General features: G+C 47.4%; 17 protein-coding genes. 2 read left to right on the plus strand and 15 right to left on the minus strand.

Annotated elements, in window-relative coordinates; all coding sequences use genetic code 11:
* Window positions 1-225 precede the first annotated feature (225 nt).
* The 7 genes from ACUUJN_RS23920 to ftsE form a co-directional block, all read right to left on the minus strand.
* Window positions 226-609, minus strand: coding sequence for a hypothetical protein (locus tag ACUUJN_RS23920; RefSeq protein ID WP_023990615.1), 384 nt, complete (start codon window positions 607-609; stop codon window positions 226-228).
* 273 nt (window positions 610-882) lie between these two features.
* The gene (locus tag ACUUJN_RS23925; RefSeq protein WP_023990616.1) at window positions 883-1,440 is read right to left on the minus strand and encodes a class I SAM-dependent methyltransferase; all 558 of its coding nucleotides are present in this window, start codon (window positions 1,438-1,440) and stop codon (window positions 883-885) included.
* Between the two features lie 177 nt (window positions 1,441-1,617).
* The gene (locus ACUUJN_RS23930; RefSeq protein WP_023990617.1) at window positions 1,618-2,934 is read right to left on the minus strand and encodes a PDZ domain-containing protein; all 1,317 of its coding nucleotides are present in this window, start codon (window positions 2,932-2,934) and stop codon (window positions 1,618-1,620) included.
* A gap of 164 nt (window positions 2,935-3,098) precedes the next feature.
* A complete protein-coding gene (locus tag ACUUJN_RS23935; RefSeq protein ID WP_023990618.1) occupies window positions 3,099-4,565 on the minus strand; it encodes a S41 family peptidase in 1,467 nt (488 codons plus the stop codon).
* A gap of 206 nt (window positions 4,566-4,771) precedes the next feature.
* Window positions 4,772-6,055: a M23 family metallopeptidase gene (locus ACUUJN_RS23940; protein ID WP_023990619.1), complete on the minus strand. Its 1,284-nt coding sequence runs from the start codon at window positions 6,053-6,055 to the stop codon at window positions 4,772-4,774.
* An 86-nt stretch (window positions 6,056-6,141) separates the two neighbouring features.
* Window positions 6,142-7,059, minus strand: coding sequence for a permease-like cell division protein FtsX (ftsX, locus tag ACUUJN_RS23945; protein ID WP_013312238.1), 918 nt, complete (start codon window positions 7,057-7,059; stop codon window positions 6,142-6,144).
* Entirely contained in the window at window positions 7,049-7,735 is a 687-nt protein-coding gene (gene ftsE / locus ACUUJN_RS23950) for a cell division ATP-binding protein FtsE (RefSeq protein ID WP_023990620.1), read from the minus strand. The genes ftsX and ftsE overlap by 11 nt, the downstream gene beginning before the upstream one ends.
* Window positions 7,736-7,959: 224 nt before the next feature.
* On the opposite strand from ftsE, the gene ACUUJN_RS23955 reads away from it, so the two are divergent.
* Window positions 7,960-9,378, plus strand: a complete 1,419-nt coding sequence (locus ACUUJN_RS23955; RefSeq protein ID WP_484668990.1) for a VanW family protein — start codon at window positions 7,960-7,962, stop codon at window positions 9,376-9,378.
* A 71-nt stretch (window positions 9,379-9,449) separates the two neighbouring features.
* Here the strand turns inward: ACUUJN_RS23955 and ACUUJN_RS23960 are convergent, their stop codons facing one another.
* Window positions 9,450-10,613, minus strand: coding sequence for an S-layer homology domain-containing protein (locus ACUUJN_RS23960; RefSeq protein WP_484668991.1), 1,164 nt, complete (start codon window positions 10,611-10,613; stop codon window positions 9,450-9,452).
* 266 nt (window positions 10,614-10,879) lie between these two features.
* On the opposite strand from ACUUJN_RS23960, the gene ACUUJN_RS23965 reads away from it, so the two are divergent.
* Complete coding sequence (locus ACUUJN_RS23965; RefSeq protein ID WP_484668992.1) at window positions 10,880-11,668, plus strand: alpha/beta hydrolase; 789 nt, start codon at window positions 10,880-10,882, stop codon at window positions 11,666-11,668.
* A gap of 75 nt (window positions 11,669-11,743) precedes the next feature.
* On the opposite strand, the gene ACUUJN_RS23970 is transcribed toward ACUUJN_RS23965, so the two are convergent.
* The 7 genes from ACUUJN_RS23970 to argH all read right to left on the minus strand — a co-directional run bounded on the left by ACUUJN_RS23970 (window position 11,744) and on the right by argH (window position 21,122).
* Window positions 11,744-13,378, minus strand: coding sequence for a glycosyltransferase family protein (locus ACUUJN_RS23970; protein WP_023990624.1), 1,635 nt, complete (start codon window positions 13,376-13,378; stop codon window positions 11,744-11,746).
* A gap of 103 nt (window positions 13,379-13,481) precedes the next feature.
* Entirely contained in the window at window positions 13,482-15,083 is a 1,602-nt protein-coding gene (locus ACUUJN_RS23975; protein WP_484668993.1) for an ArnT family glycosyltransferase, read from the minus strand.
* A complete protein-coding gene (locus ACUUJN_RS23980) occupies window positions 15,080-15,499 on the minus strand; it encodes a GtrA family protein (protein WP_484668994.1) in 420 nt (139 codons plus the stop codon). The genes ACUUJN_RS23975 and ACUUJN_RS23980 overlap by 4 nt, the downstream gene beginning before the upstream one ends.
* Window positions 15,462-16,469, minus strand: coding sequence for a glycosyltransferase family 2 protein (locus tag ACUUJN_RS23985; RefSeq protein ID WP_023990627.1), 1,008 nt, complete (start codon window positions 16,467-16,469; stop codon window positions 15,462-15,464). Before ACUUJN_RS23985 ends, ACUUJN_RS23980 begins: the two co-directional genes overlap by 38 nt.
* Before the next feature lie 23 nt (window positions 16,470-16,492).
* On the minus strand, window positions 16,493-18,952 hold the full coding sequence (locus tag ACUUJN_RS23990) for a cyclic di-GMP-binding domain-containing protein, MshE-related (protein ID WP_484668995.1): 2,460 nt from the start codon (window positions 18,950-18,952) through the stop codon (window positions 16,493-16,495).
* Entirely contained in the window at window positions 18,945-19,196 is a 252-nt protein-coding gene (locus tag ACUUJN_RS23995; protein WP_023990629.1) for a hypothetical protein, read from the minus strand. The genes ACUUJN_RS23990 and ACUUJN_RS23995 overlap by 8 nt, the downstream gene beginning before the upstream one ends.
* A 513-nt stretch (window positions 19,197-19,709) precedes the next feature.
* A complete protein-coding gene (gene argH, locus ACUUJN_RS24000) occupies window positions 19,710-21,122 on the minus strand; it encodes an argininosuccinate lyase (protein ID WP_053326223.1) in 1,413 nt (470 codons plus the stop codon).
* Window positions 21,123-21,201 lie beyond the last annotated feature (79 nt).

Below are 21,201 nucleotides of genomic sequence, written 5' to 3' on the forward strand. Positions count from 1 at the left end.
GTCCCCAAACGAGCTTATCGTTCCGTTGCAGCGTCATATCCGTGCTTGAAATGTTCCAGCCGAAAACAACACCCTCTTTCTTTGAAACTGGATTTATAATATTACCTTAACACAAAGGTATATTGACATTTTTAACTATTGTTTTAATTAGCTAGTATTAATTTCTTAAATAACCATATAACTTGAGGTATCCCAATAGCTCTTGCTCATCCACACTCGTCTTCCCTAGCGCACTTTATCCTTTTGAATAAGCTTATAATAGATGCGTGCAGGCTCTGATTCTCCAGTGGATAAAATGTATTCTGCCAAAGGTGCGCACAGCTTTTGGAGATAGAAGGAGTATAGCAGCTCGGCCGTGTCAAAATGAATTTTCAACACTTGCTTCATCAAGCCTTCGAATTTGGAGTAATCCAGTTCTTCCGGGGTAATATCAAACGGGTACTCAGGAAAGGTTTTTTTCTGAATTTCAACAAACTGCTCCCTAAGCTTCGGTTGATTGCCTGAACGGGCAGCCGAGAAATTCATCATAAAAAAAGATACAAAATCCGTCTCACGGTCACTTAACTCATAGTACTCACACCAACGCATGAATATCAGCGGTTTTACCATATATAAATCTCCTTTAACAAAAGTTCAGATTTATCATGAATCTTACAAAAATCTAGTGGGTTCCATCTTATGTAATATATAGGTTAAGCCCCATTTTAAAATATGATTCCTTAAATGAATTTTGCTTTTTAACATATCCCCTTCTTATATATCCATAAAAGTGCACAACAAAAAAAGACCGTTTCAGCATCTCAATGACGCTGACCAAGTCTTCTCATAATCATCCGTATATTCACAATCGTATTTATTCTAATCCTCTACATAGCTGCAAGGTTACAAGCTGCAAGTGAACACATAAGCAGGCGGGACATTGCAGTTTACCTTTTTAATCTGAATGTCAGCAAAAAAGGTGCGAAAAAAATTGTGTTTGACCTTGCTGTACTGGAACGTAATAAATTTGCCTTCCTGGCCCAAAACCTCAGCCGTTTGTCCCAAAATGAGGCTGGATAATGCAGCGGGCAAGCTGGTGAAAGGCAGCCCTGACACGACATAATCCACTTTTGGGACCTCATACTGTCGTATATACTGCGCTACATGCTCAGCCGATCCATGAATAATGTGTACCCTCTCCAAGTGTCCGTACTTGCTTTGTAGCGTTTTGTAAAACGATTCATTAGCTTCAATCACTAAAAGTAGCGTTTCTGGACGCTTGTTCAAAATAAGCTCTTGCGTAAACACACCGGTCCCTGCACCATATTCAATAATGCACGATGCTTTGTCAAAGTAAATCGGTGTGGCAATTTGTTTGGCCAACTGCCTTGAGCTGGGTATAACAGCGCCTACGCTGCGTGGATGCCTGATGTACTCTCGAATAAAGTGGATCGCGTTCATCTTTTCCTCTCCCTGCTTGTCACACATGATAGGCATTCGGTTCATCAACGCTTCTTATTACATATTCATTGTATACCGATCAGAATATTGATTTCAAGCAGGCTACTGTCGGCATATAAAAAGAGCGTAGCCTTATTCGACTCTAATCAAATAATGACTACCCTCTTGTTGTAACATCTATTTGTCCATGGTATCCAAATGTGCACCCTCTGCCTGCGATGCCTGTCCAGCTTTACGTCGTCGTGCACCTATGTGCATGGCAACAATCCGATAGATGGAGGCTGGCTGTATGGATACGGCCCAGCTCGCGTCTGCATCCGGTGCAAGCACGACCCCTAGCTGGTGATGATCGCCATCGTACATGCCTCGCTGCACAAACTTGCTCTCGCCTCGCAGATTGCGTACCTCCAGCTTACAAAAAGCAGAGTTGATTCGCAAGGCCTGGTGTAACTCGGCACGGGTATTCACAACAACCCCATTCACGCGGTAAATGGCCTCGCCCGGCAGTATACCCATGGCTGTCGCTGGACTGTCTGGCAGCACAGCGAGAACACGCATCCCTTGCTCCGGATGGACAAACATCGGGCTAAGACGACTTTCCTCTATATTACCATACCAGATCAGCGCCTCATGAGCCAGAAAGGAGAATAATGCTGCGAGCAATATCAGCGGACTCCACCATGCAGCCAGCAAGCTCAGCAGAAGTAAAGCCACACTATACAGGAGCAAACGGTTCGAAGTAAGTACCGCCTTCTGTCGTGGTAGCTGGCCTAGCGTCACGCTGCTGAAGCCCATCAGGACTGGCAAGGCTGCCAGCATATACCCGGTTCCGGCATCGCCGCCGAACAAAGGTGTCCAGGGAAGCGTGAATCCTCCCTGAGTCGGTACCAACAACAACAACGGAATGGGCCAGAGGTCTTCCATACGATAACCGCCAACCAATCTTCCCCGTTTGCCCTCGACAAACAGCGGAGTGGCCGCCTTCCCCCCTTGCCAGCGAACCAACAGCGCCTCAGCCACATGCAGCACGGCGACCAACACCAACAGTGCTGGAATATCCAATCCGCGGATGGCTGCGACTGATGTTCCAAGCGCTCCTCCAGGTTGCCAGCCACTGGCCACGTTTAAGAAAAACTGAACCACACCTAGCAGACCTACCGAATAAGCGAGACACAGGTAACGGACGCGTACCAGCATGAGCAGTAATGTCGCTACCCACAGGCACACGATGGAAGCCGAGTTCAGATGCACACTGACGAACATTCCCAGAGCAGATAGCGCCATTCCAGCAAGCAAACCACTCCATACGACACGCCAGGTCTCTGCAGTCCAGCTATGCATTTTGGTATGAAATAGCTTGCGCTCCAGCAGCATTTGCCGACGATAACCAAGTGCTACAATGAGTATTGAGATATAATAAAACGGCTGCAAAAGCAGGTACAAGCAAGCATTCAAGACGCTCCATCCCCATTGTAATGCCCATTCCAAGTCCATTCACACTCCTTATGCCCCTGGCCCGCTGTATAGCGGATCACGTACATTTCATATCCATTTATTCTATATGAAATTGCCAACGTAGGGAAGACAAACCGACAGACTGCAAATAAATCCCAATATAAAAGGAGGCTGTTTCCAGCCCCCTTGTTGTAGCCTCACTATTATTTCGCTGCGCTTGTCTTCATTTCCTTCCGAATCTCTTCAATCCCCTGCTTGAGTTGATTATCATTTTTCGGATCACGAATTTTCTCAATCAGCTTGGCTTCCATCGCTGCTGCTGTCTTCGCATCAATGATGCCGCTAGCCGTCAGCTTCGCTTGTTTTTGGAAAGCAATAACAGAGCTTTCAGTTACTTTGTCAAAATAGCCATCCTCGCGACCTGGTTTGTATCCCAAGCCTTGCAGAATGATTTGTGCATTTTTCACATCACTGCTATTCATATTGTATTTCAAGGACTTTTCCTTGTTCAACGGTGCTGCTGTGAAGTATTCAGGCTGTTCCACCGCAATATTCGGCTTAATCCCTTTTTTATGAATCCACGTTCCATTTGGCGTTAACCATTTGGCAATCGTGATTTTGAGCAGGCTACCGTCACCCATTTGCTTGTCATAGCTGGTTTGTACAGTACCTTTACCAAAGGAATTTTCCCCGATCAACACAGCACCTGCTGATTGCTGGAGAGCACCTGCCAGAATTTCGGACGCACTTGCGCTGCCTTTATTCATTAGCAAAGTCACTGGATAGTTCTTACGTGATCCTTTGGATTTCTCTTCTTCACGCTTCTGATTCTTGTCTTCCACTTGTACAATCGTTTTGCCAGAAGGTACAAATTGCTGTGCAATATCAATGACCACGGAAAGCACGCCGCCCGGGTTATTACGCACGTCAATGACGAGCCCTTTAAGCCCTTGTTTTTCGAGCTTCGCTAACTCTTCCTTGAAACGTTCTGCTGTATTCAAGGAGAACTGGGTGATCGTGATGACGCCTACACCGTCGCTTTCCATATGAGCCGTTACAGTTTCCATATCAATGTTGTCACGGGTAATCGTGTATTCGAGCGGATCAGGAGAGCCACTGCGCTGAATTTTGACTTTTGCCTGACTGCCTTTAGGCCCACGGATTTTGGAAACGGCCTTGTTTAGATCCAATCCGTCCAGTGTTTCACCATTAACAGACAAAATAATATCCTTAGAGCGTAACCCTGCCTTCTCTGCCGGGGAGCCTTTAATTGGCGTGACTACAACTACTTTCCCGTTTTCGGCAGCTACTTCGGCTCCGATCCCAGTAAAAGAACCTTCAATGGATTGCTCGAATTGTTGGGCAGTTTCTTTACCCATATAAGAGGAATACGGGTCGCCGAGCGACTCCATCATACCATTGATGGCGCCATCCACCAGCTTGGTACGATCCACATCCTGATAATATTGTCCCTGAATCAGGTCCATCGCCGTCTCAATTTTGCGGATATCACTTCTGGAGGTAGAACTGCTACCTGTCACACTCGCCAGCAGTCCTTCGCCCAGAGCGCTGTTCCCTACTGTAGTCGTTCCAGTATAGGCAAAAGTGAGCAGACTGCCGCCAAGCAGCCCGATCACCATCAAGAGTATCGCTGTACTTTTTTTCAACATCTAATCGTCCACCGCCTTCTCATTATCTTGTATCCTATTGCCTTACAACGCATATCCATCCACGAAGTATACGTCTAGCTTGTACGGAATATGTTAATTGTATCCTACTCCGTGTCTCAATGCACATGTTCTTCATCGGATATTAACCATTACAGCAAAGCCCTATCTACAACCGTAATGGCTATAAATAGGGCTTACCTTATCTACTATAAATAGTTCATCGGATTTACAGGTTTGTTATTTTCGCGCACCTCAAAATGACAGTGAGGTCCTGTGGAATTGCCCGTCGAACCAACTTCTGCAATTTTTTGACCACGTTTCACAGTCTGCCCGGTATGAACCACCGTACCGCCATTGCGAATGTGTCCGTATAGGGTCCATAGCCCGTCTCCATGGTCAATCACAACCGTATTTCCATAGCCACTCCACCATTCGGCAACAATGACAACACCATCTTCGGCTGCATGAATATCGGTTCCCTGAGGAGCCGCCATATCAACACCTGTGTGGCCTTTAAGCTTGCCGGTAATCGGATGTACCCGCATGCCAAAAGTAGATGAAAGTCGGTAATGGGATACAGGCGAAGCCAATGTGCCCGTTCCGCCTGTATACGTACTGGCTGCCGCATGGCTGGAATTCGAGGCGGCACCTGAGGATGAAGATGCATATCGTTTGGCTTCAGCCGCACGTGCAGCCGCTCTAGCGCGTGCTGCTTTGGCAGCCTGCTCCGCTCTAAGCTTGTTCTTCTCCTGCACCAGACCCACACGTTTGTTAGCGAGTGCTACCAGCATGTCATTTTGCTCTTCGCTGATTTCATCTGACTCAGCAATATCATGATCGTAATTGGAAATCAGTCTTTGTTTCTCTTTTTCCTTCGAATTCAGTTCTGCTTTGGCGTCCTGCTTGAGCGCATAGAGCTTCTTGGCATTTTTATATTCCGTGTCCAGCTGTTTCTTCTTGCTTACGACCAATGCCTTGTCCTTTTTATGCTCGTCCAACAGGATTTGATCCTGCTCCACGATCGTTTTCAAGGAATCTACCCGGCTGAGAAAGTCACTAAAACTGGACGAAGACATAAGCACGTCCATATATGAGACGGTTCCATCCGTATACATCAAACGCACACGAGTTTCCAGCATTTTTTCCCGTGACTGGATACGATCAATGGCCTCAGCTAAATCTTTTTTAGTCGCACGTAGATTATCTTCCGTTTGATCAATCTGAACCGCAACACGAGTCAGCTGATCACTGACGCTGTTAATCTGAGCAAGCACAATTTTCAGGTTTTGCACGGTTTTATTTTTGTAATGTTGAGCATACTGTTTATCTTGAGCAGCCTTTTCCTGTTGTTGCTTGGCAGATTGGGCCTGCTTTTCCAATTGGTTCAGCTGCGAATTGATTTCACTCATGCTTTTGGCATATCCGTCAGAAGGCTGGATTAGCAATGCGGCTACCAAGGTAGCGGCCAACACAGATCCTGTTTTTTTCAACTTGCACTCCCCATCCTTTATCGCAAAATAACACCGGGCTTCCCCGTTCTAATTGATACCGACCACGACGTCCAGCCAACGCTTCTTTATACTTTTAAGAACTTGCGCATGGACAGGGTACTGCCAACAATTCCGACCAGCATACCCAAAATAATCAGCAATGCACTCAACTGAATCCAAATGCCTTCAAGTGGCATAAGCTTCAACATATTCAGAGCTATATCGCCCTGAACGGCGGTCAGCAAACGCTGATAGCCAGTAAATAAAATACCTACAGTAATAAGGGAACCAATAAGACCAATAAGCGCGCCTTCAATAAAAAACGGCCAGCGTATAAAAAAGTTGGTCGCACCGACCAGCTTCATAATGCCAATCTCTCTGCGTCGTGCCAATATGGTCACGCGAATCGTATTCGAGATAAGGAACATGGACATGATCGCCAGTCCGGCGACGAATATAAAGCCTACATTACGTATGAGCTTCGTAATCGTAAAGAGCGTCTCTACGGTGCCTTTTCCATAACGAACCTTTAAAATCGGTTTCTCTGGATGCAACGTATTCAGCTTCTCAATCTTTTCAGCCACAAATGGAACCGTTGTTGGTTCAATAACCTCTACCACAATTTTGTCCGGGAGTGGATTGCTGTCCTTGTCAAAACCCTCCAGCAGCTCCTTGCCGCTGTCTCCCAAATCTTTGCGCAGCTCCTCCAAACCCTGAGCTTTAGTCACAAAGGTCGTTTTGCTGATTTCCGGCATCGCCGCGATTTCCTTTTGCAGTGTTTCGCGCATGTTCTGCTCTACATTTAGCTCCAGAAATACGTTAACCTCTACCTGACTATCTGCCTGATCAGCCAGGGAATTGACGTTGAGCACCAGCATGATAAATACGCCCAATATAAGTAATGACACAATAATCGAGGTGACGGATGCCACGGACATCCAGCCATTGCGGAATATGTTTTTGAAACCTTCCCGCACATGACGTAAGAAGGTATTAAAAGTCATATCCGTACTCCCCTCTTACCTGATCCCTTACGATGTTGCCATTCTCAATAGCAATTACGCGTTTACGCATGGAGTTCACGATGTCCTTATTGTGGGTCGCCATCACAATGGTCGTACCCCTAAAATTAATTTCGTCCAGCAACTGCATGATCTCCCACGATGTCTCGGGGTCCAGATTTCCCGTAGGTTCATCGGCAATGATCACGGAAGGATTGTTTACGATGGCCCGTGCAATCGCTACACGCTGTTGCTCCCCACCGGAAAGCTGGGCAGGCTCACGATTCATTTTTGTTTTCAAGCCAACCAGTTCAAGCACTTCTGGTACCCGTTTGCGAATCAGCTTCTTGGGAGCTTCAATAACTTCCATAGCAAAAGCCACATTCTCATAAGCCGTCAAACGCGGCAAAAGGCGGAAATCCTGAAAAATGACTCCGATGTTACGACGAACGTAGGGAATTTTACGCTGCTTGAGCTTCCCGATATTAAAACCATTGACTGAAATTTGCCCCTTGGTAGGTACTTCTTCTCTATAAATAAGCTTCATAAAAGTCGATTTCCCCGCTCCAGACGGGCCGACTACGTATACAAATTCATTACGGTCAATTCTGACCGATACTCCTTGAAGTGCGTGGGTTCCGTTAGTATAGGTCTTCCACACATCCTGCATTTCAATCACTCGATCACTTCCCGCTGCTTAATCATATTACGCATAACCTAATATCCATTCGACATATTCCATGCATTTCCTTTAAAAACTTCTCTATTTCATCATACCGTTTATCATTGTAACAAATTTGTTACCTAAATAGTACCGAAAGTTTTCTGCTTTTGGCACATATATATGAATAATATGGCACACGAGTACGCTATCAAGCTTATCAGACAGGAGACATCTGCATTATGAAAAAAATTCATTTATCTGTCATTTGGATATGGGCTGGTGTTCTGGCGCTGGCCATGTTGTGGGGGGGACTTCATCTGTACGCCGACAGACAAACGCTGCCGGAGGGAGTGAGGGTCGGAGGAGTCAACGTAGGAAGCATGGATTACACAGCCGCTCTCCGGCTGGTGGATAAAAAGCTGGATGCATTAAAGCAACGCCCACTGCTTCTGACGGACAGTGACAGCAGTGCACAGGATATAAAACTTACACTCGGGGAAGCAGGGATTCGTTATAAAGCGGAGGCATTTCGGAATGCCGTGAAGGCGCTCAGCTCGGAGCATCTATGGACTCGTGTGCAGACACGTTTTAGCTTCGAAAAGGAATGGTCTATCGCATCTTTCCGACAGAAGGAGATATTGAAAGCCCAATTCGGAGCCGATTGGGAGGAGCAACGATATGGCATGCCTATCAATGCTGTGCGTCAGATTGACGGGAATGATCAGGTTCGTTATATTCCGGGGCGCTCTGCGCGACGTCTGGATTGGCCCAAACTGGACTCCGCACTGGATAAGGCGCTGCCCAAGGATTTTACCGCTTCTGAGGAGCCGATACGAGTGGAATTACCGTTCCTTCAGCTGGAGCCGAAAATTTCGGTGGACAGCCTGCGTAACGAAGGGATTGAGCGTAAAATCGTCCAGTTCTCCACCAGTCTCGGCAGCAGCTCGGAAGGACGTGTGTATAACGTCAATTCAGCGGCAAGCACCGTTGATGGTTTAATTCTCAAGCCAGGCGACATATTCGACTACGGTCAATTGATTGCCAAGGCTGAGCGCACTCATGGCTTTCGTGAAGCTCCAGTGATCGTGAACGGTCAGTTGGAGTCCGGCATAGGCGGCGGGATTTGTCAGGTATCCAGCACGGTGTATAATGCAGCACTGCGAGTCGGTTTGGACATTGTTGAGCGCCGCAACCATTCCTTGCCGGTCAGCTACCTGCCCAAAGGTCAGGATGCGACTTTTGCTACAGGGTCCATTAATTTTCGTTTTAGAAACAATACAGGCAAGCATTTACTACTTCGTGCGGCTGTCCAAAACCGAACGCTTGCTGTTAAATTTTTTGGTACATTTCCGTCCAATGTTTCGTATGAACTGGAATCCCATACGGTTCGCATACTTCCCATACCGGAGAAGAGACTCCGTAATGACTCCCTTTCCCCCGGCTTCTATCAAGTACTTCGGCAGGGCAAAGAAGGGTATGTGGTAGAAACATTCCGGGTAAAAAAGGTAGACGGAAAAACCGTAGATCGCACCCGAATCAGCCGCGATACGTATCGAGCGCAGCAGCGCATTATAGCTAGTTATGGCGGTGGCACATCGTCTGAGCCACAAACACGTGAACCCGAGAAGTCTATTGTCGAGGACGGTATAAGCGAATAAACGAAAAATCCCCCTTCCACTGTCGGCTGGACTTGTTCCAGACAGAGTGAAAGGGGGATTTTAGCTATAAATTACTCGCTGCGTTTACCCAAAACAGAAGTTTCTACAGGCTCACTTTCGTTACCGTCTGCATCTTCAGCTTTGATTACCAGCCTAACCGTTGCTTTTTGAGCAAGCACACTGATACTAAATGTGCCATCATCTTTGGCTACTGCACTACCGATAGGCAGTTCGTTGGAATAGGCGGTTACTGTGGAACCTGCTTTAGCTGTCCCCGTAATTGTACCTTCTCCGTCATACACATCGTTGACTTTCAGTGCTTTCGTAGTTGCAACCGCGTCAGCAGCTGTGTCTGTAGTGCTATCTGTAGTCGTATCCGTAGTTGTGTCAGTATCTGTGTTGGTATCTATGGTTGTAGAGTTGTCCGTAGTCGTGCTATCTGTGCTGGTACTTGTGCTGCTATCTTCTGTTTCACTGCCAGAAGTAGTCGACGTGTTACCATAAGTGGAATCTGTCACATTGCCGTATGTGGAATCCGTCACCGTTCCACCAGGAGTCGTCGTCAGATTATCAACAGGGCTCAGGTTGTAACCGGAAGCAGCGTCCAGAATAGCAATCGCCTCTGCACGAGTCAGCGACTTCAGTGGCTGGAATTTACCATCCGGATAACCGTTGATGATTTTTTGCTCCGCAGCTGCCGCTACACTTTTCTTCGCCCAAGCTCCAATTTTGTCGGAGTCAATGAATTTAGTAACATCTGCTGCGTTACCGGCAGTGAGTCCAATAGCTTTGCCTACGATAGCCGCAGCTTCTTGACGTGTTACCTTACCATTTGGTTTGAGCTTGTTATCTGCATAGCCGCTTATGTAACCTGCATTCACGGCACTTGTAAGCTCGTTGTATGCCCAGTGAGAGGCTGGTACATCTGTGAACGTTCTGCTTCCATTACCGTTTACTTTTACACTGTCCGCATACGTTACGTCAGTCACTGCTGGAGTATCCTGCGTGAACGTACCCAAGCTGCGATTCAGAAGAACAATAAATTCTGCACGTGTGATTGCCGCATCTGGTTTCACCGCGCCGTCCAATTGTCCTGTGGCTGACCAGCGTTGCACCTGATCTCCTGCCCAATGTCCACTTGTAGTTTGAGGAGCAGCTGCCGCTGCGCTGAATGCGCTAAGAATAAGACCTGTACTCAATACACCTGTAACTGTGTTTCTTAACTTTTTTCCCATGCTATAAATTCCTCCTCTGATTGGATTCATCATTCTTTTTTAAACACTTTACCAGAAATCAAACCCAAATAACCCCCAAATTAAAAAAATCGTCCCATATAACCATACCCCCTCCTAATGTAGGATAAATAAGAAACGGGACTTAATACCTAGTCATTCACTTGGATATGTATATTTAGACAGGCTAAGGTATACTGAATGAATACTCGGTCATATGCTGGAACACCGCAATGAGGTCACAAAACCCTAAGAAAAGAGGTCTTCTTATGGCTCTTATTCAATGTCAGTTTTATTCTGAAGTTCTTGGTCTGAGCACATCCATGAATGTTATTCTTCCTCAGGCAACCCGTTCGCAGATTGGACTGGAAGGCAAGCAAGGAACCGGGCCACATCCGGCGCTGTATTTGCTGCATGGCCTATCGGACGATGATTCAACCTGGTTACGTCGAACCTCCATTGAACGCTATGTCGCCTCATTGGGCCTAGCTGTCGTCATGCCCCAGGTACATCGGAGTTTCTATACGAATATGGAGCAAGGCGCGGCTTATTGGACCTTTATCAGCGAAGAATTGCCGGCTTTGGCACGTTCATTCTTTCCTCTGTCCGACAAGCGTGAAGATAATTTTGTAGCCGGGCTTTCTATGGGTGGATATGGTGCTTTCAAACTGGCGCTCCAGCATCCAGAGCGTTTTGCAGCCGCTGCCAGCCTTTCGGGAGTCATGGATTTACACGCATCACGCACCGATCCTATGCAAAATGCGATGAGTCCAGCGGAATGGCTTAACATTTTTGGTCCAGATGAAATACGTGGAACGGATCACGATTTGCTGGAACTGTTACAACGTCATGCTGCTTTGGGGACCTCACTTCCCCGGCTCTACCAATGCTGCGGCACGGAGGATTTCCTATATAAGGCAAATCAGGCTTTTCGTGAAACATGTAATACTATCGGAGTTCCGCTGACCTACGAAGAAGGTCCTGGAGCTCATGAATGGGGATACTGGGACGCGAAAATTCAGGATGTACTGGCGTGGCTACCGCTCAAAGAGCACTAAACAGGTTAAAAAAATCCCCGCAGCTTCCCTCATCGCACCATGGCGAAGGGATAGGCTCGGGGATTTTTATGCACATTAGGGATTTGTTGTGGTCTCCGTCGATGGAGATCCTTTAGTTAGTGACTTGGGTAGCACCTTGTACAAGCGCCACTCACCGTTAAACTCACGTTCAAGCTGGACCCAAGGAGCGCCTTTTTCATATAAATTCGGATATACCATATTGATTTTACTCAGTGGCATGCCTGACATGATCTTAGGTACAAGGATATAATCCACATGGTTATCCTGCGGATAACTTAATGCCTTATTGAACAAATAATCACTGGTAATCAGGAAGCGTTTTGGATACTGGCTGTAGACAATCATGGTGTAGGCTGAAGCCGAATCGGTCATAATGGTAGACTTCGGCAGATGCTCATCCAACCAGACGGCAATCTTACGATCTGACTCCTGTCTCACATAGTTCACATTCCCCGTTCGTGTGAGAAAGCTGTTCTCATCCGGTGCAATATCCGGGCGAGTCAATGCATAGGAAAGTAATCCAGCGGTAAGCAGCAGACTGACGGACACCAGGCCAAAGGCTGCCCTCCGCCATCGTCCCTGAAGCTGGCTCAGCTCATAGGGCAACCAGGCTACGGTAATTGGGAACACGTACATAAAATAACGAAACCATCCGTACGAAGATTGCTTCATCATGAGTAAAAATTGCAACCCTGGCACTGACAGGAACAGCAGCAAAATAATCAATGTTCCCCATCGGAACAAGCGTCCACTCAACAGACGAATGAACAGAATAGCAAACAACGGTACCGAATACCAGAGTGTTTTGGAAGCAATAAATTTCAAGGCCACCAGCGGATTGGAGAAAATCTCTACAAACTTATCATCATTCAGCAGTTCTGCCGATTGGGCTGTGTTCGAATACTCCGAATTCAGGAAGTAAAAAGCATTCCCCATAATGAGATAGTTGAAGAAAATCCACAACAGCCCGGAAAAGACCACAGGGAGCAGAAGCAGTAACCAGGTTGCCTCGACCTTGTGCAGTTTTTCTCGCAAGGCCAGTTCACGTCTGCCCATGTTTCGATGAAGAAACAGGATCGCCAATACCACGCCACCCGCCATTGCCACGCCCAGAGGAACCGCTTCATAGCGAGTCCAGAACGCCATGGCAAGCGCTAATCCAGAAACAATCAGACTTGCCGTCATGCGATCCTTGAGCCACAATGCAAACTCAATCACCGTCATCATAATGAAGTATATGTATAGCGAATCGCTCAGCCCATTGGCACCAAACAGTAAAATAAACGGATTCAGTGCATACAACAGTGCCAGCATGATGCTCATCCCTGAGCTAAGCCCTGTTCTGACCCCCGCCCGATACAGCAACATAGCGGTCAAAGCGGCAAAGGTAGCACTAAGAATGACAGCAGCCAATCCATAGGTGGCTAATGCCGGAAAGATTGGATACAGTAGTAGAATCACCATTTCCAGAAGACTGGGTAGTGGATTCCAGATAAATCCGATTGCGCCCAGATGCGGGTCACGGCTGTACAGCACATAAAATGCATTAGCTACGCGACTGAGCGCGTCTGTGTGCATATATCCCAGAACATAGCTGAAATAGATGCCCGCAGACAGTTCCAATGCAAGTATAAATACAAACAGACCTATAGCCATCCATCTGCTTGCAGACCATTTGCGAAAGGACATTCCTCTCGTTCCCCCTCAAACTTCTTGCGGTGATACAGCTGTAGCCTAATCACACCCTACAGCTGTATGCTTCCCTCCGCTACGATGCACTAAAATATCATAATTATTTCGATTCTTCATGCTCTATTTTGTACAGTCGCCACTGCCCGTCAAAGTCATGTACCAACGAGGCCCACGGCGCTCCCTTTTCGAACAAATCAGGATAGTTCCGGTTCACCTGATCCAGCGGTACCCCATCCACCAAGCGCGTGACCAAGACATAATCCACCTTGGAAGCAGGCAGATCCATTAAAGATTCCCCAAAGTCAAAATCACTCGTAATCATAAATTTCTTTGGAATTTTACTACTCAAAATAATCGGATAGGCCGCATAGGAATCTGTCAAAATGAGGGATGAACCATAATGCTCATCCAGCCACGGCGCTATTTTCCGCTCAATAATTTGCCGTTCGTAGCTTTCATTGCCACTATGCGTCAAATAGCTGTGTTCATCCGCTGCAATCGCGGGGTTCGTCAGTGCGTAGGATAACAAACCTGCTGTTACCAACATCCCAACTGTTACCAGAGAGATTCCAATTCCCCTCATTTTTCCCTTTAATAAACTTAGCTCATACGGCAACCAGGCAACTGTAATCGGGAATACATACATAAAATATCGGAACCAGCCAAAAGAAGACTGCTTGAGCATCAGCAAAAGCTGAAGTCCAGGCACCGATAAAAAGATTGCTAATAGCGTAAGCGTGCTCCAACTCAACAGACGTTTGTCCAATAGTCGTATGAGCAAAATGGCAATCAACGGAGCAGCATACCATAAGGTTCGTTGCCCGATAAACTTTAGCATCAGCACAGGATGGGCAAACATGGCCACAAAGCGTTGATCCTCCAACAAAGCCGCTGATTGTGTGGAATTGGAATACTGCGAGCGTAAAAAGTAAAGTGGGTCGCCCATGATAATCCAGTTAAAAAAGAGCCAAAGCAGGCCGGAAAAGACAAGTGGCAACAATAATAGAAGCCATGTCGCCTCCACCTTGTACAGGCGCTCTTTTAAAGACAATTCCGTTCTAACCCTCTCTCTGTTTGTACGCCACCGGTGCAGAAAAAAGATCGTCAGCAATACACCCAAAGCCATCGCAATACCCAGCGGAACTGCTTCATAGCGAACCCAAAATGCCAGTGCAAGCGCAAAACCGGATACGATCAAATTCGCCGCCTTGCGATCCTTCAACCACATACAAAATCGACTCACTGTCAACAGGATGAAAAAGATATATGGCGAGTCACTTAAGCCGTTGAAGCCAAACAGAAACATAAATGGATTCAGTGAAAATAATAGCGCAATCAGCAAGCTGGTTGCACCGTGAAGCCCCAACTGTTTGCCCGTCGCATACAATAATGCCGCGCTCGCCCCTGCAAATAGGCTGCTCACAATCACTGCCGCCAGCCCGTGGGAAGCGAGTACTGGAAATAAAGGATAAAACAACAGCACAATCAGTTCCATCAAACTGGGCAGCGGATTCCATACAAACCCGATAGCACCCAAGTGTGGGTCACGACTGTACAGCACATAAAATGCATTAGCCACTCGACTGAGCGCATCGGTATGCATATAGCCAAGATGCCATGCAAAATACACACCCACGGCCAGTTCAAGAGTAGTAATACAAGCAAACAATGATAGCAATTTTCCGTGTTTTCTTAAAATCATGAAACCTCTTTCTGACGCTGTTGCGGAACGGAGAAGATCCAGTAACGGTTCCAGATATAATTATGAACAGGCACGATGATGGTAGTTAGTACTTCACCGATCAGATACGACCAACCGATCCAGTGAATGGTCACGTACATCAGAGCGGCATTTAAGAGCAAGCCACAGGTACAGACCAATAAATATTTAAGAAACTGGGTGCGGCTTCCCTCGCCGGTAGGCTCGAACGTCCAGTTTCGGTTCAGCACATACGAAACGAGCAATGTAACCACGAATCCGATTGTAGTAGCCGTTACTGCTGGTACCGTAAACAACTCCACCAGCAACACAAGCATACCAACATGGATACCTGTACCCAGCAGCCCCACAATACCGTATTTAATGATTGGATACTTTAGATATGAACGTCTGATCATGTTGATTAAACTCCCTGTCCACCCACAATCGGTCAGCATTCGCCCGTTTATCTGCTATCAGATAGCGAGGCCTAGCTTTGACTTCGTGATATATGGCGGCAATATATTCTCCTACCACACCAATTGACAGCATGAGTACACTGCCAATAATCAAGAGCAGCAAAATGACAGTGGTAAAACCGGTCACAGCATCACCCGTTAATTTGCGCATTAAGGTCTGAATCCCCAATACGACTGAAATCAGCATGAAAATGAGGCCCATCAGACTTACTACCCGCAACGGTACTGTCGAAAACGAAACGATCGCTTCTGCTGCCAGTCGAGTCAGCCCTAACGGACTCCAGCGGCTTGGCCCCTCTTCGCGTGGAGCCACCCGGAATGAAATCTGGGTTTTGCGGAAACCTAGCCAGGCCGTCATTCCGCGGAAAAACGGCATACGCTCTGGCATCGCCATCCAGGCATCCACCACTCGTCGATCCAGTAGCTTATAATCGGAGGCATCCTTGAGATTAAAGCCCGTCAAGCGGTTCAGGGTCGCGTAGAACAAAGAAGCTCCAAGCTTTTTGCCCACCGACTCTTCTCCCCGAAATTCTTTCACACATTCGACCAAATCATAACCTTCATTTTGCCATAAACGTACCATTTCACCAATCATTTCAGGAGGATGCTGCAAATCACCGTCCATGACAATGATTGCATCGCCAGAGGCATTTTCCAAACCTGCACACAACGCCAGTTCCTTACCGAAGTTCCGACTCAGTCGGAGCGCGAGCAAAGAGGGCATACGACGGGACAATTCGGACAGCTTGAGCCACGTATCGTCTTTGGAACCATCATCTACTATGATGAGCTCATAGCGTGAGGTGACAACAGACAATACCCCATCAATTACCTTAAGTGAACGCTCGAGATGCGAGCTTTCATTATACATGGGAATGACGACGGATAAAAAAGGTGTTTTTGTCTCCATTCTTGCTCCTTCTTTCTTCATATTCAGGAGGACTGTGCCGGGGTATCATCCAAGTCGTGCATATCGGTCAGACCATGTGTCGTCTTCTCCCAATAGAACGGCTTGGTAATGAGCTGCCAAGCGGCTTTCACCGCAGCTATACTCATAAGTACCCAATATAACGGCGAGAGTAGCCCATATTTGACCATCGCGTATGAAAATGTTCGTTCACCGCGCTCTTCCAGTTCCCCGATGACCCAATACATTCCGGCCACGTTACTGAATACGAACAGAAAGTTACCGATATAAAATTCCGCGCTGGCCAGGTAATACACATACCCCGGGAACAGCTTGGGAATAAAGGATAATTCCCAGCCAAACCATAAAATAAGCAAGCCCCAAAAAATCGGATTCAGCAACGGCAACATCGGAGTTGCCAAAATCATCACCTGAAAGCCGAAAAAGCCCTTCCAGCCCACTTCGCGCACCAGCTTAACCGGATTGCGCATATGAACCAGCCATGTCTGCATATACCCCTTGATCCAGCGTGACCGCTGACGAATCCAGTTGCCCACGCGGCTGTTAGCTTCCTCCCATGTGCGGGAATCGACAATAGCAGTTTTGTAGCCGCCTTTATACAGACGTATGCCCAGATCGGCATCCTCGGTTACATTGTAGGGGTCCCACGCATTAATATCTTTCAATACAGATACCCGAAAATGATTGGATGTGCCGCCTAAAGGAATTGGGGTATCTAACTGCATAATACCCGGCAGCAGTAACTCGAACCACATACTGTATTCTTGAGTGAACCAGCGGGTCAGCAAATTTTGTGTACTATTAAAGTAGTTGAGCTTCGCTTGAATACATGCATAATGCTCAGGGAGTGAATCGAACGCTGCAATGACCTTTTTAAGCTGATCAGCGTCGGGACGATCCTCAGCATCGTAAATCACGACAAACTCGCCACGTGCCCGAATAAGTCCATAATTACATGCCTTCGGCTTGGTTTTCGGCAAACCGTCTGGAACGACCAGTGTCGTGTAATAGGCCGGCAGCTTCATTTCACGAAGTAGCTCGATCGTCTCAATGTCATCCTCTTCAATCAGCAGCCGCACATCCAGCTTGGACTTTGGATAATCCAGCTGCTCCAAATTCCGCAACAACATCGGAAGCACGCCCGCCTCCTTATACATAGGTACAAGAATGGTATAGATCGGCAGTTTCTTTTCATCCATGGCGTCAACCTCTTCCTTCGTAAAACGAAGCTGCGCCCCACGCCGGGAACCGAGATAAATAATGCCAAATTTAAATAGCGTCATCGCAAAATAAAACAGCTGAATCATCATATTGATGATCAACACCGTTTTCCAACTGTTCCAGAGGAGACCGAGCAGTGTAATCATACCCATAGCTGCGAACACCCAAAGTTGTCCCTTTGTAAAAGTCGTCCGCGCCGAATTGTGCGGTTCTTTTTCCAATAGCCCAGTCGTGCTCTCCTGCATCATTTCTTCACCGTAGATTTTACCCCAGAGCTGCTCCATCTCTTCCTTCGTAGCAAGCACCTGCTCTACCGGCATACCCAGGATTTCCTCCAGCTTCAAGCGTCGCTCTTCTGGCAACGGATCGCTAACCGCCACAATATATCGGTTCATATACTGATGGATGACGACCACGCCATAAGCCATTGCCACTTGCTCGGGTAGTTTGTACGCCGCATCCAGCGCCAGCTCCTCACCAATGCGCCCGATTCGGTTCTGTGTAGCAATCGCGCGGTACAAATCCGCAGGTTCCAGCATTTGCAATGACAGCAAGATGTCGCCGAGCAGCCCGCCGCTCTTCGCCTGGAACTCCAGTGCGCGCTCCAGTTGTTCCGGTAATATATAGCTGGAACGAACCAGCATATCGCCTAGGCGCTCCTTGGACTCGTCGCCGTCAACCTGCTCTTGGAGCTGCTCGGCTGTAATGAAGCCCATCTCTACAAGAATATCACCCAACCTGCCACCGTAACGCTTCTGGTTACGGATGGCATCTGTCAGCTGATCGCGGGTGATCATCCCGTTCTCCACCAGTTGATCCCCCAGACGGGCCTTGCCGTTTCGTCCACTCTGCGTTCCTGTTGCCGCCTCTTCGCCTTCCGTACCAGGGATACTGGAACCAGCGCCCATAGCAGCTCCTGCTGCTGTCTGTTCCTGCCCAGAGGCATATTGGACTTGAGCCTCCTGCACCTGTCCATCCTGTATCCCTTCATCCAGCAATTGTTCCACAGCTGCTGCTGTATCATTGGCGTTCTGTATCGCCTGGATACGAAGTTCTGTATCCTGAAGTCGCCGTTCTAACTCTTCAATATGAAAATCAAGCTTGTACAGCACCGGGGCCTGCTCTAACCGCTGAGCCTCTAGCTGTTGTTGCAGTTGTTCGATTCGCTGACGCTCTTCTTTTATTCTTCTCTTGGTTTGGCGAATTGAAACTCCTCCAACCTGCCACCTAAGCTTGTCACCCATGAATTCCCGCCCTTTCAATCCAGCGCCGCTCTTCCGCAAGCGCATCCGCAAGCAGCTGCTTTAACTCCGCATCCCGCTGCTTTTTCCGTTCCAGCGCCGCGTGGAAAAGTTCCCGCTCCTCACGCAGTAACTCCTCCGCTTGCACCCGTTCCTCATGCAATGAAGATATCAGTTGATCGGCTTCAGAAGCGCGATAACCGAACCAAGCGCTCTTTAACTGACGCGCCGTCCTTTTAGTTCTCATAATACCTCCCTAGATCATCCCGACTCTGCCTTCAGCTACATCGACTTTAGAGCTTTTACTTGCCGTTCTCCCGAAACCAGGACATACCTATGTTCTCATTCAAGCCCTTCATTTACACATTTATGAAATTGTCCTAATCAAAAGTGCCTCTAGTAACTTGACATTTATTTATTGAATATAGTTCTTGTCCTATTGAATTGGTAATTCAATGAAAAACTTAGTGCTATTCTACCATAATCATCGTAGGCGTAGTATACAAAAATGTAAATTCTAGAAACTTTCACACTAGCGTATTAGTAGGTATTTAGAACTATAAATTAAATGCTATGAAAAATACCTTCCAGGAAATCTATGCATTTCATGATCATTGGGATCATGAATAAAACAAATACCTCAAAAAGCACAAAAGACACCGCGAACGGTGCCTTTGAAACCTAGATTGCTAATTCCTTAAAATCTGATTTTACACAGCATCCCGCTACTGTGCAAGACAATAATATCTTTCTTTACTGATTAATTTTTCGGCTTGTGACCTTCAAACCATGTTGATGTATTCGCCAGGAGCTGTTCACTGCGCCCAATGGCTGCCTGTACCTGCCCAGTAGCGGTTCCGCCATATACATTCCGTGCATTAACTACCGCTTCTGGTTGAAGCACCTCATAAATACGATCGTCGAACAGATCCGAAAACTGCTGAAATTCGTCCAGTGTCAGATCAAGCAAATATTTTCCATGCTGGATGCAATACAGCACGGTTTTGCCAATGACCTCATGCGCCTGACGGAACGGAAGCCCTTTGCCGACCAAAAAGTCCGCAATATCAGTTGCATTGGAGAAATCCTGGTTGACCGCTTGACGCATGCGATCCTTGTTCACCTTCATCGTGGCGATCATCGGTGCGAACAGTTGCAAGGCTCCTTCCAGCGTGGCAACGGTATCGAACATCCCTTCCTTGTCCTCCTGCATGTCCTTGTTGTATGCCAGCGGCAAGGATTTCAGTACAGTCAACAAGCCCATGAGGTTTCCATAGACACGTCCGGTTTTACCACGTACCAGCTCGGGCACGTCCGGGTTTTTCTTCTGCGGCATAATGCTGCTGCCTGTGCAAAAAGCATCATCCAGCTCGATAAAACCAAACTCCGTGCTGCTCCATAGCACCAATTCTTCGCTCAGACGAGACAAATGCGTCATAATCAGCGAGGCGCCAGCCAGGAACTCTACGATAAAATCCCGGTCGCTGACGGCATCGAGGCTATTTTCATATACGCCATCAAATCCCAGTTGCTCGGCTACAAAATGACGGTCGATCGGAAAAGTGGTCCCGGCCAAAGCGCCAGCACCGAGCGGCAACACGTTAATCCGCTTGTAGCTGTCTTTGAGTCGGTCAATATCACGCTCCAGCATAGACACATACGCCAGCAGATGATGTGCAAATAAAATAGGCTGCGCACGCTGCAAGTGTGTGTATCCAGGTACAATCGTGTCCAGATTATCCTTTGCCTGCCCGATTAATGCAGCTTGTACATCATGCAGCATACCCACCAGCGATACCACACGTCCGCGCAAATACAAGTGCATATCCGTTGCTACCTGATCGTTACGACTACGCCCAGTGTGCAGCTTACCCCCGACCGGACCAATGGCCTCGATTAGATTTTTTTCGATATTCATGTGAATATCCTCATCCGAAACAGAAAATTCAATTTCCCCACGGCGGATACGCTCTAGGACCGTGTGTAGTCCTCCCTTGATCGTGTCTGCATCCTCCTGCGGAATAATTCCACATTTCCCCAGCATGGCCACATGAGCCAAACTGCCTTGAATATCTTCTTCCGCCAACGTCTGATCAAACCCGATAGAAGCCGTATATTCCTCTACCAGCTTGTTCGTTTGCTTCGTAAACCGTCCGCCCCATAGCTTACTCATTGCATGATCCCCTCTCTGCAATACAAGCCGCCCTCGTCGTTTGGACAAGAACGGCCCGCATCCCGTACATTTTTTAGGT

The sequence above is a fragment of the Paenibacillus sp. LRG-1 genome (assembly GCF_057220305.1).

Bases quoted from the DNA above. Each gene is read 5' to 3' on its own strand.
- ACUUJN_RS23920 (WP_023990615.1), bottom strand. From the start codon at position 609: ATGGTAAAACCGCTGATATTCATGCGTTGGTGTGAGTACTATGAGTTA.
- ACUUJN_RS23925 (WP_023990616.1), bottom strand. From the start codon at position 1,440: ATGAACGCGATCCACTTTATTCGAGAGTACATCAGGCATCCACGCAGC.
- ACUUJN_RS23930 (WP_023990617.1), bottom strand. From the start codon at position 2,934: ATGGACTTGGAATGGGCATTACAATGGGGATGGAGCGTCTTGAATGCT.
- ACUUJN_RS23935 (WP_023990618.1), bottom strand. From the start codon at position 4,565: ATGTTGAAAAAAAGTACAGCGATACTCTTGATGGTGATCGGGCTGCTT.
- ftsX (WP_013312238.1), bottom strand. From the start codon at position 7,059: ATGACTTTTAATACCTTCTTACGTCATGTGCGGGAAGGTTTCAAAAAC.
- ACUUJN_RS23955 (WP_484668990.1), top strand. From the start codon at position 7,960: ATGAAAAAAATTCATTTATCTGTCATTTGGATATGGGCTGGTGTTCTG.
- ACUUJN_RS23960 (WP_484668991.1), bottom strand. From the start codon at position 10,613: ATGGGAAAAAAGTTAAGAAACACAGTTACAGGTGTATTGAGTACAGGT.
- ACUUJN_RS23965 (WP_484668992.1), top strand. From the start codon at position 10,880: ATGGCTCTTATTCAATGTCAGTTTTATTCTGAAGTTCTTGGTCTGAGC.
- ACUUJN_RS23970 (WP_023990624.1), bottom strand. From the start codon at position 13,378: ATGTCCTTTCGCAAATGGTCTGCAAGCAGATGGATGGCTATAGGTCTG.
- ACUUJN_RS23975 (WP_484668993.1), bottom strand. From the start codon at position 15,083: ATGATTTTAAGAAAACACGGAAAATTGCTATCATTGTTTGCTTGTATT.
- ACUUJN_RS23980 (WP_484668994.1), bottom strand. From the start codon at position 15,499: ATGATCAGACGTTCATATCTAAAGTATCCAATCATTAAATACGGTATT.
- ACUUJN_RS23985 (WP_023990627.1), bottom strand. From the start codon at position 16,469: ATGGAGACAAAAACACCTTTTTTATCCGTCGTCATTCCCATGTATAAT.
- ACUUJN_RS23990 (WP_484668995.1), bottom strand. From the start codon at position 18,952: ATGGGTGACAAGCTTAGGTGGCAGGTTGGAGGAGTTTCAATTCGCCAA.
- ACUUJN_RS23995 (WP_023990629.1), bottom strand. From the start codon at position 19,196: ATGAGAACTAAAAGGACGGCGCGTCAGTTAAAGAGCGCTTGGTTCGGT.
- argH (WP_053326223.1), bottom strand. From the start codon at position 21,122: ATGAGTAAGCTATGGGGCGGACGGTTTACGAAGCAAACGAACAAGCTG.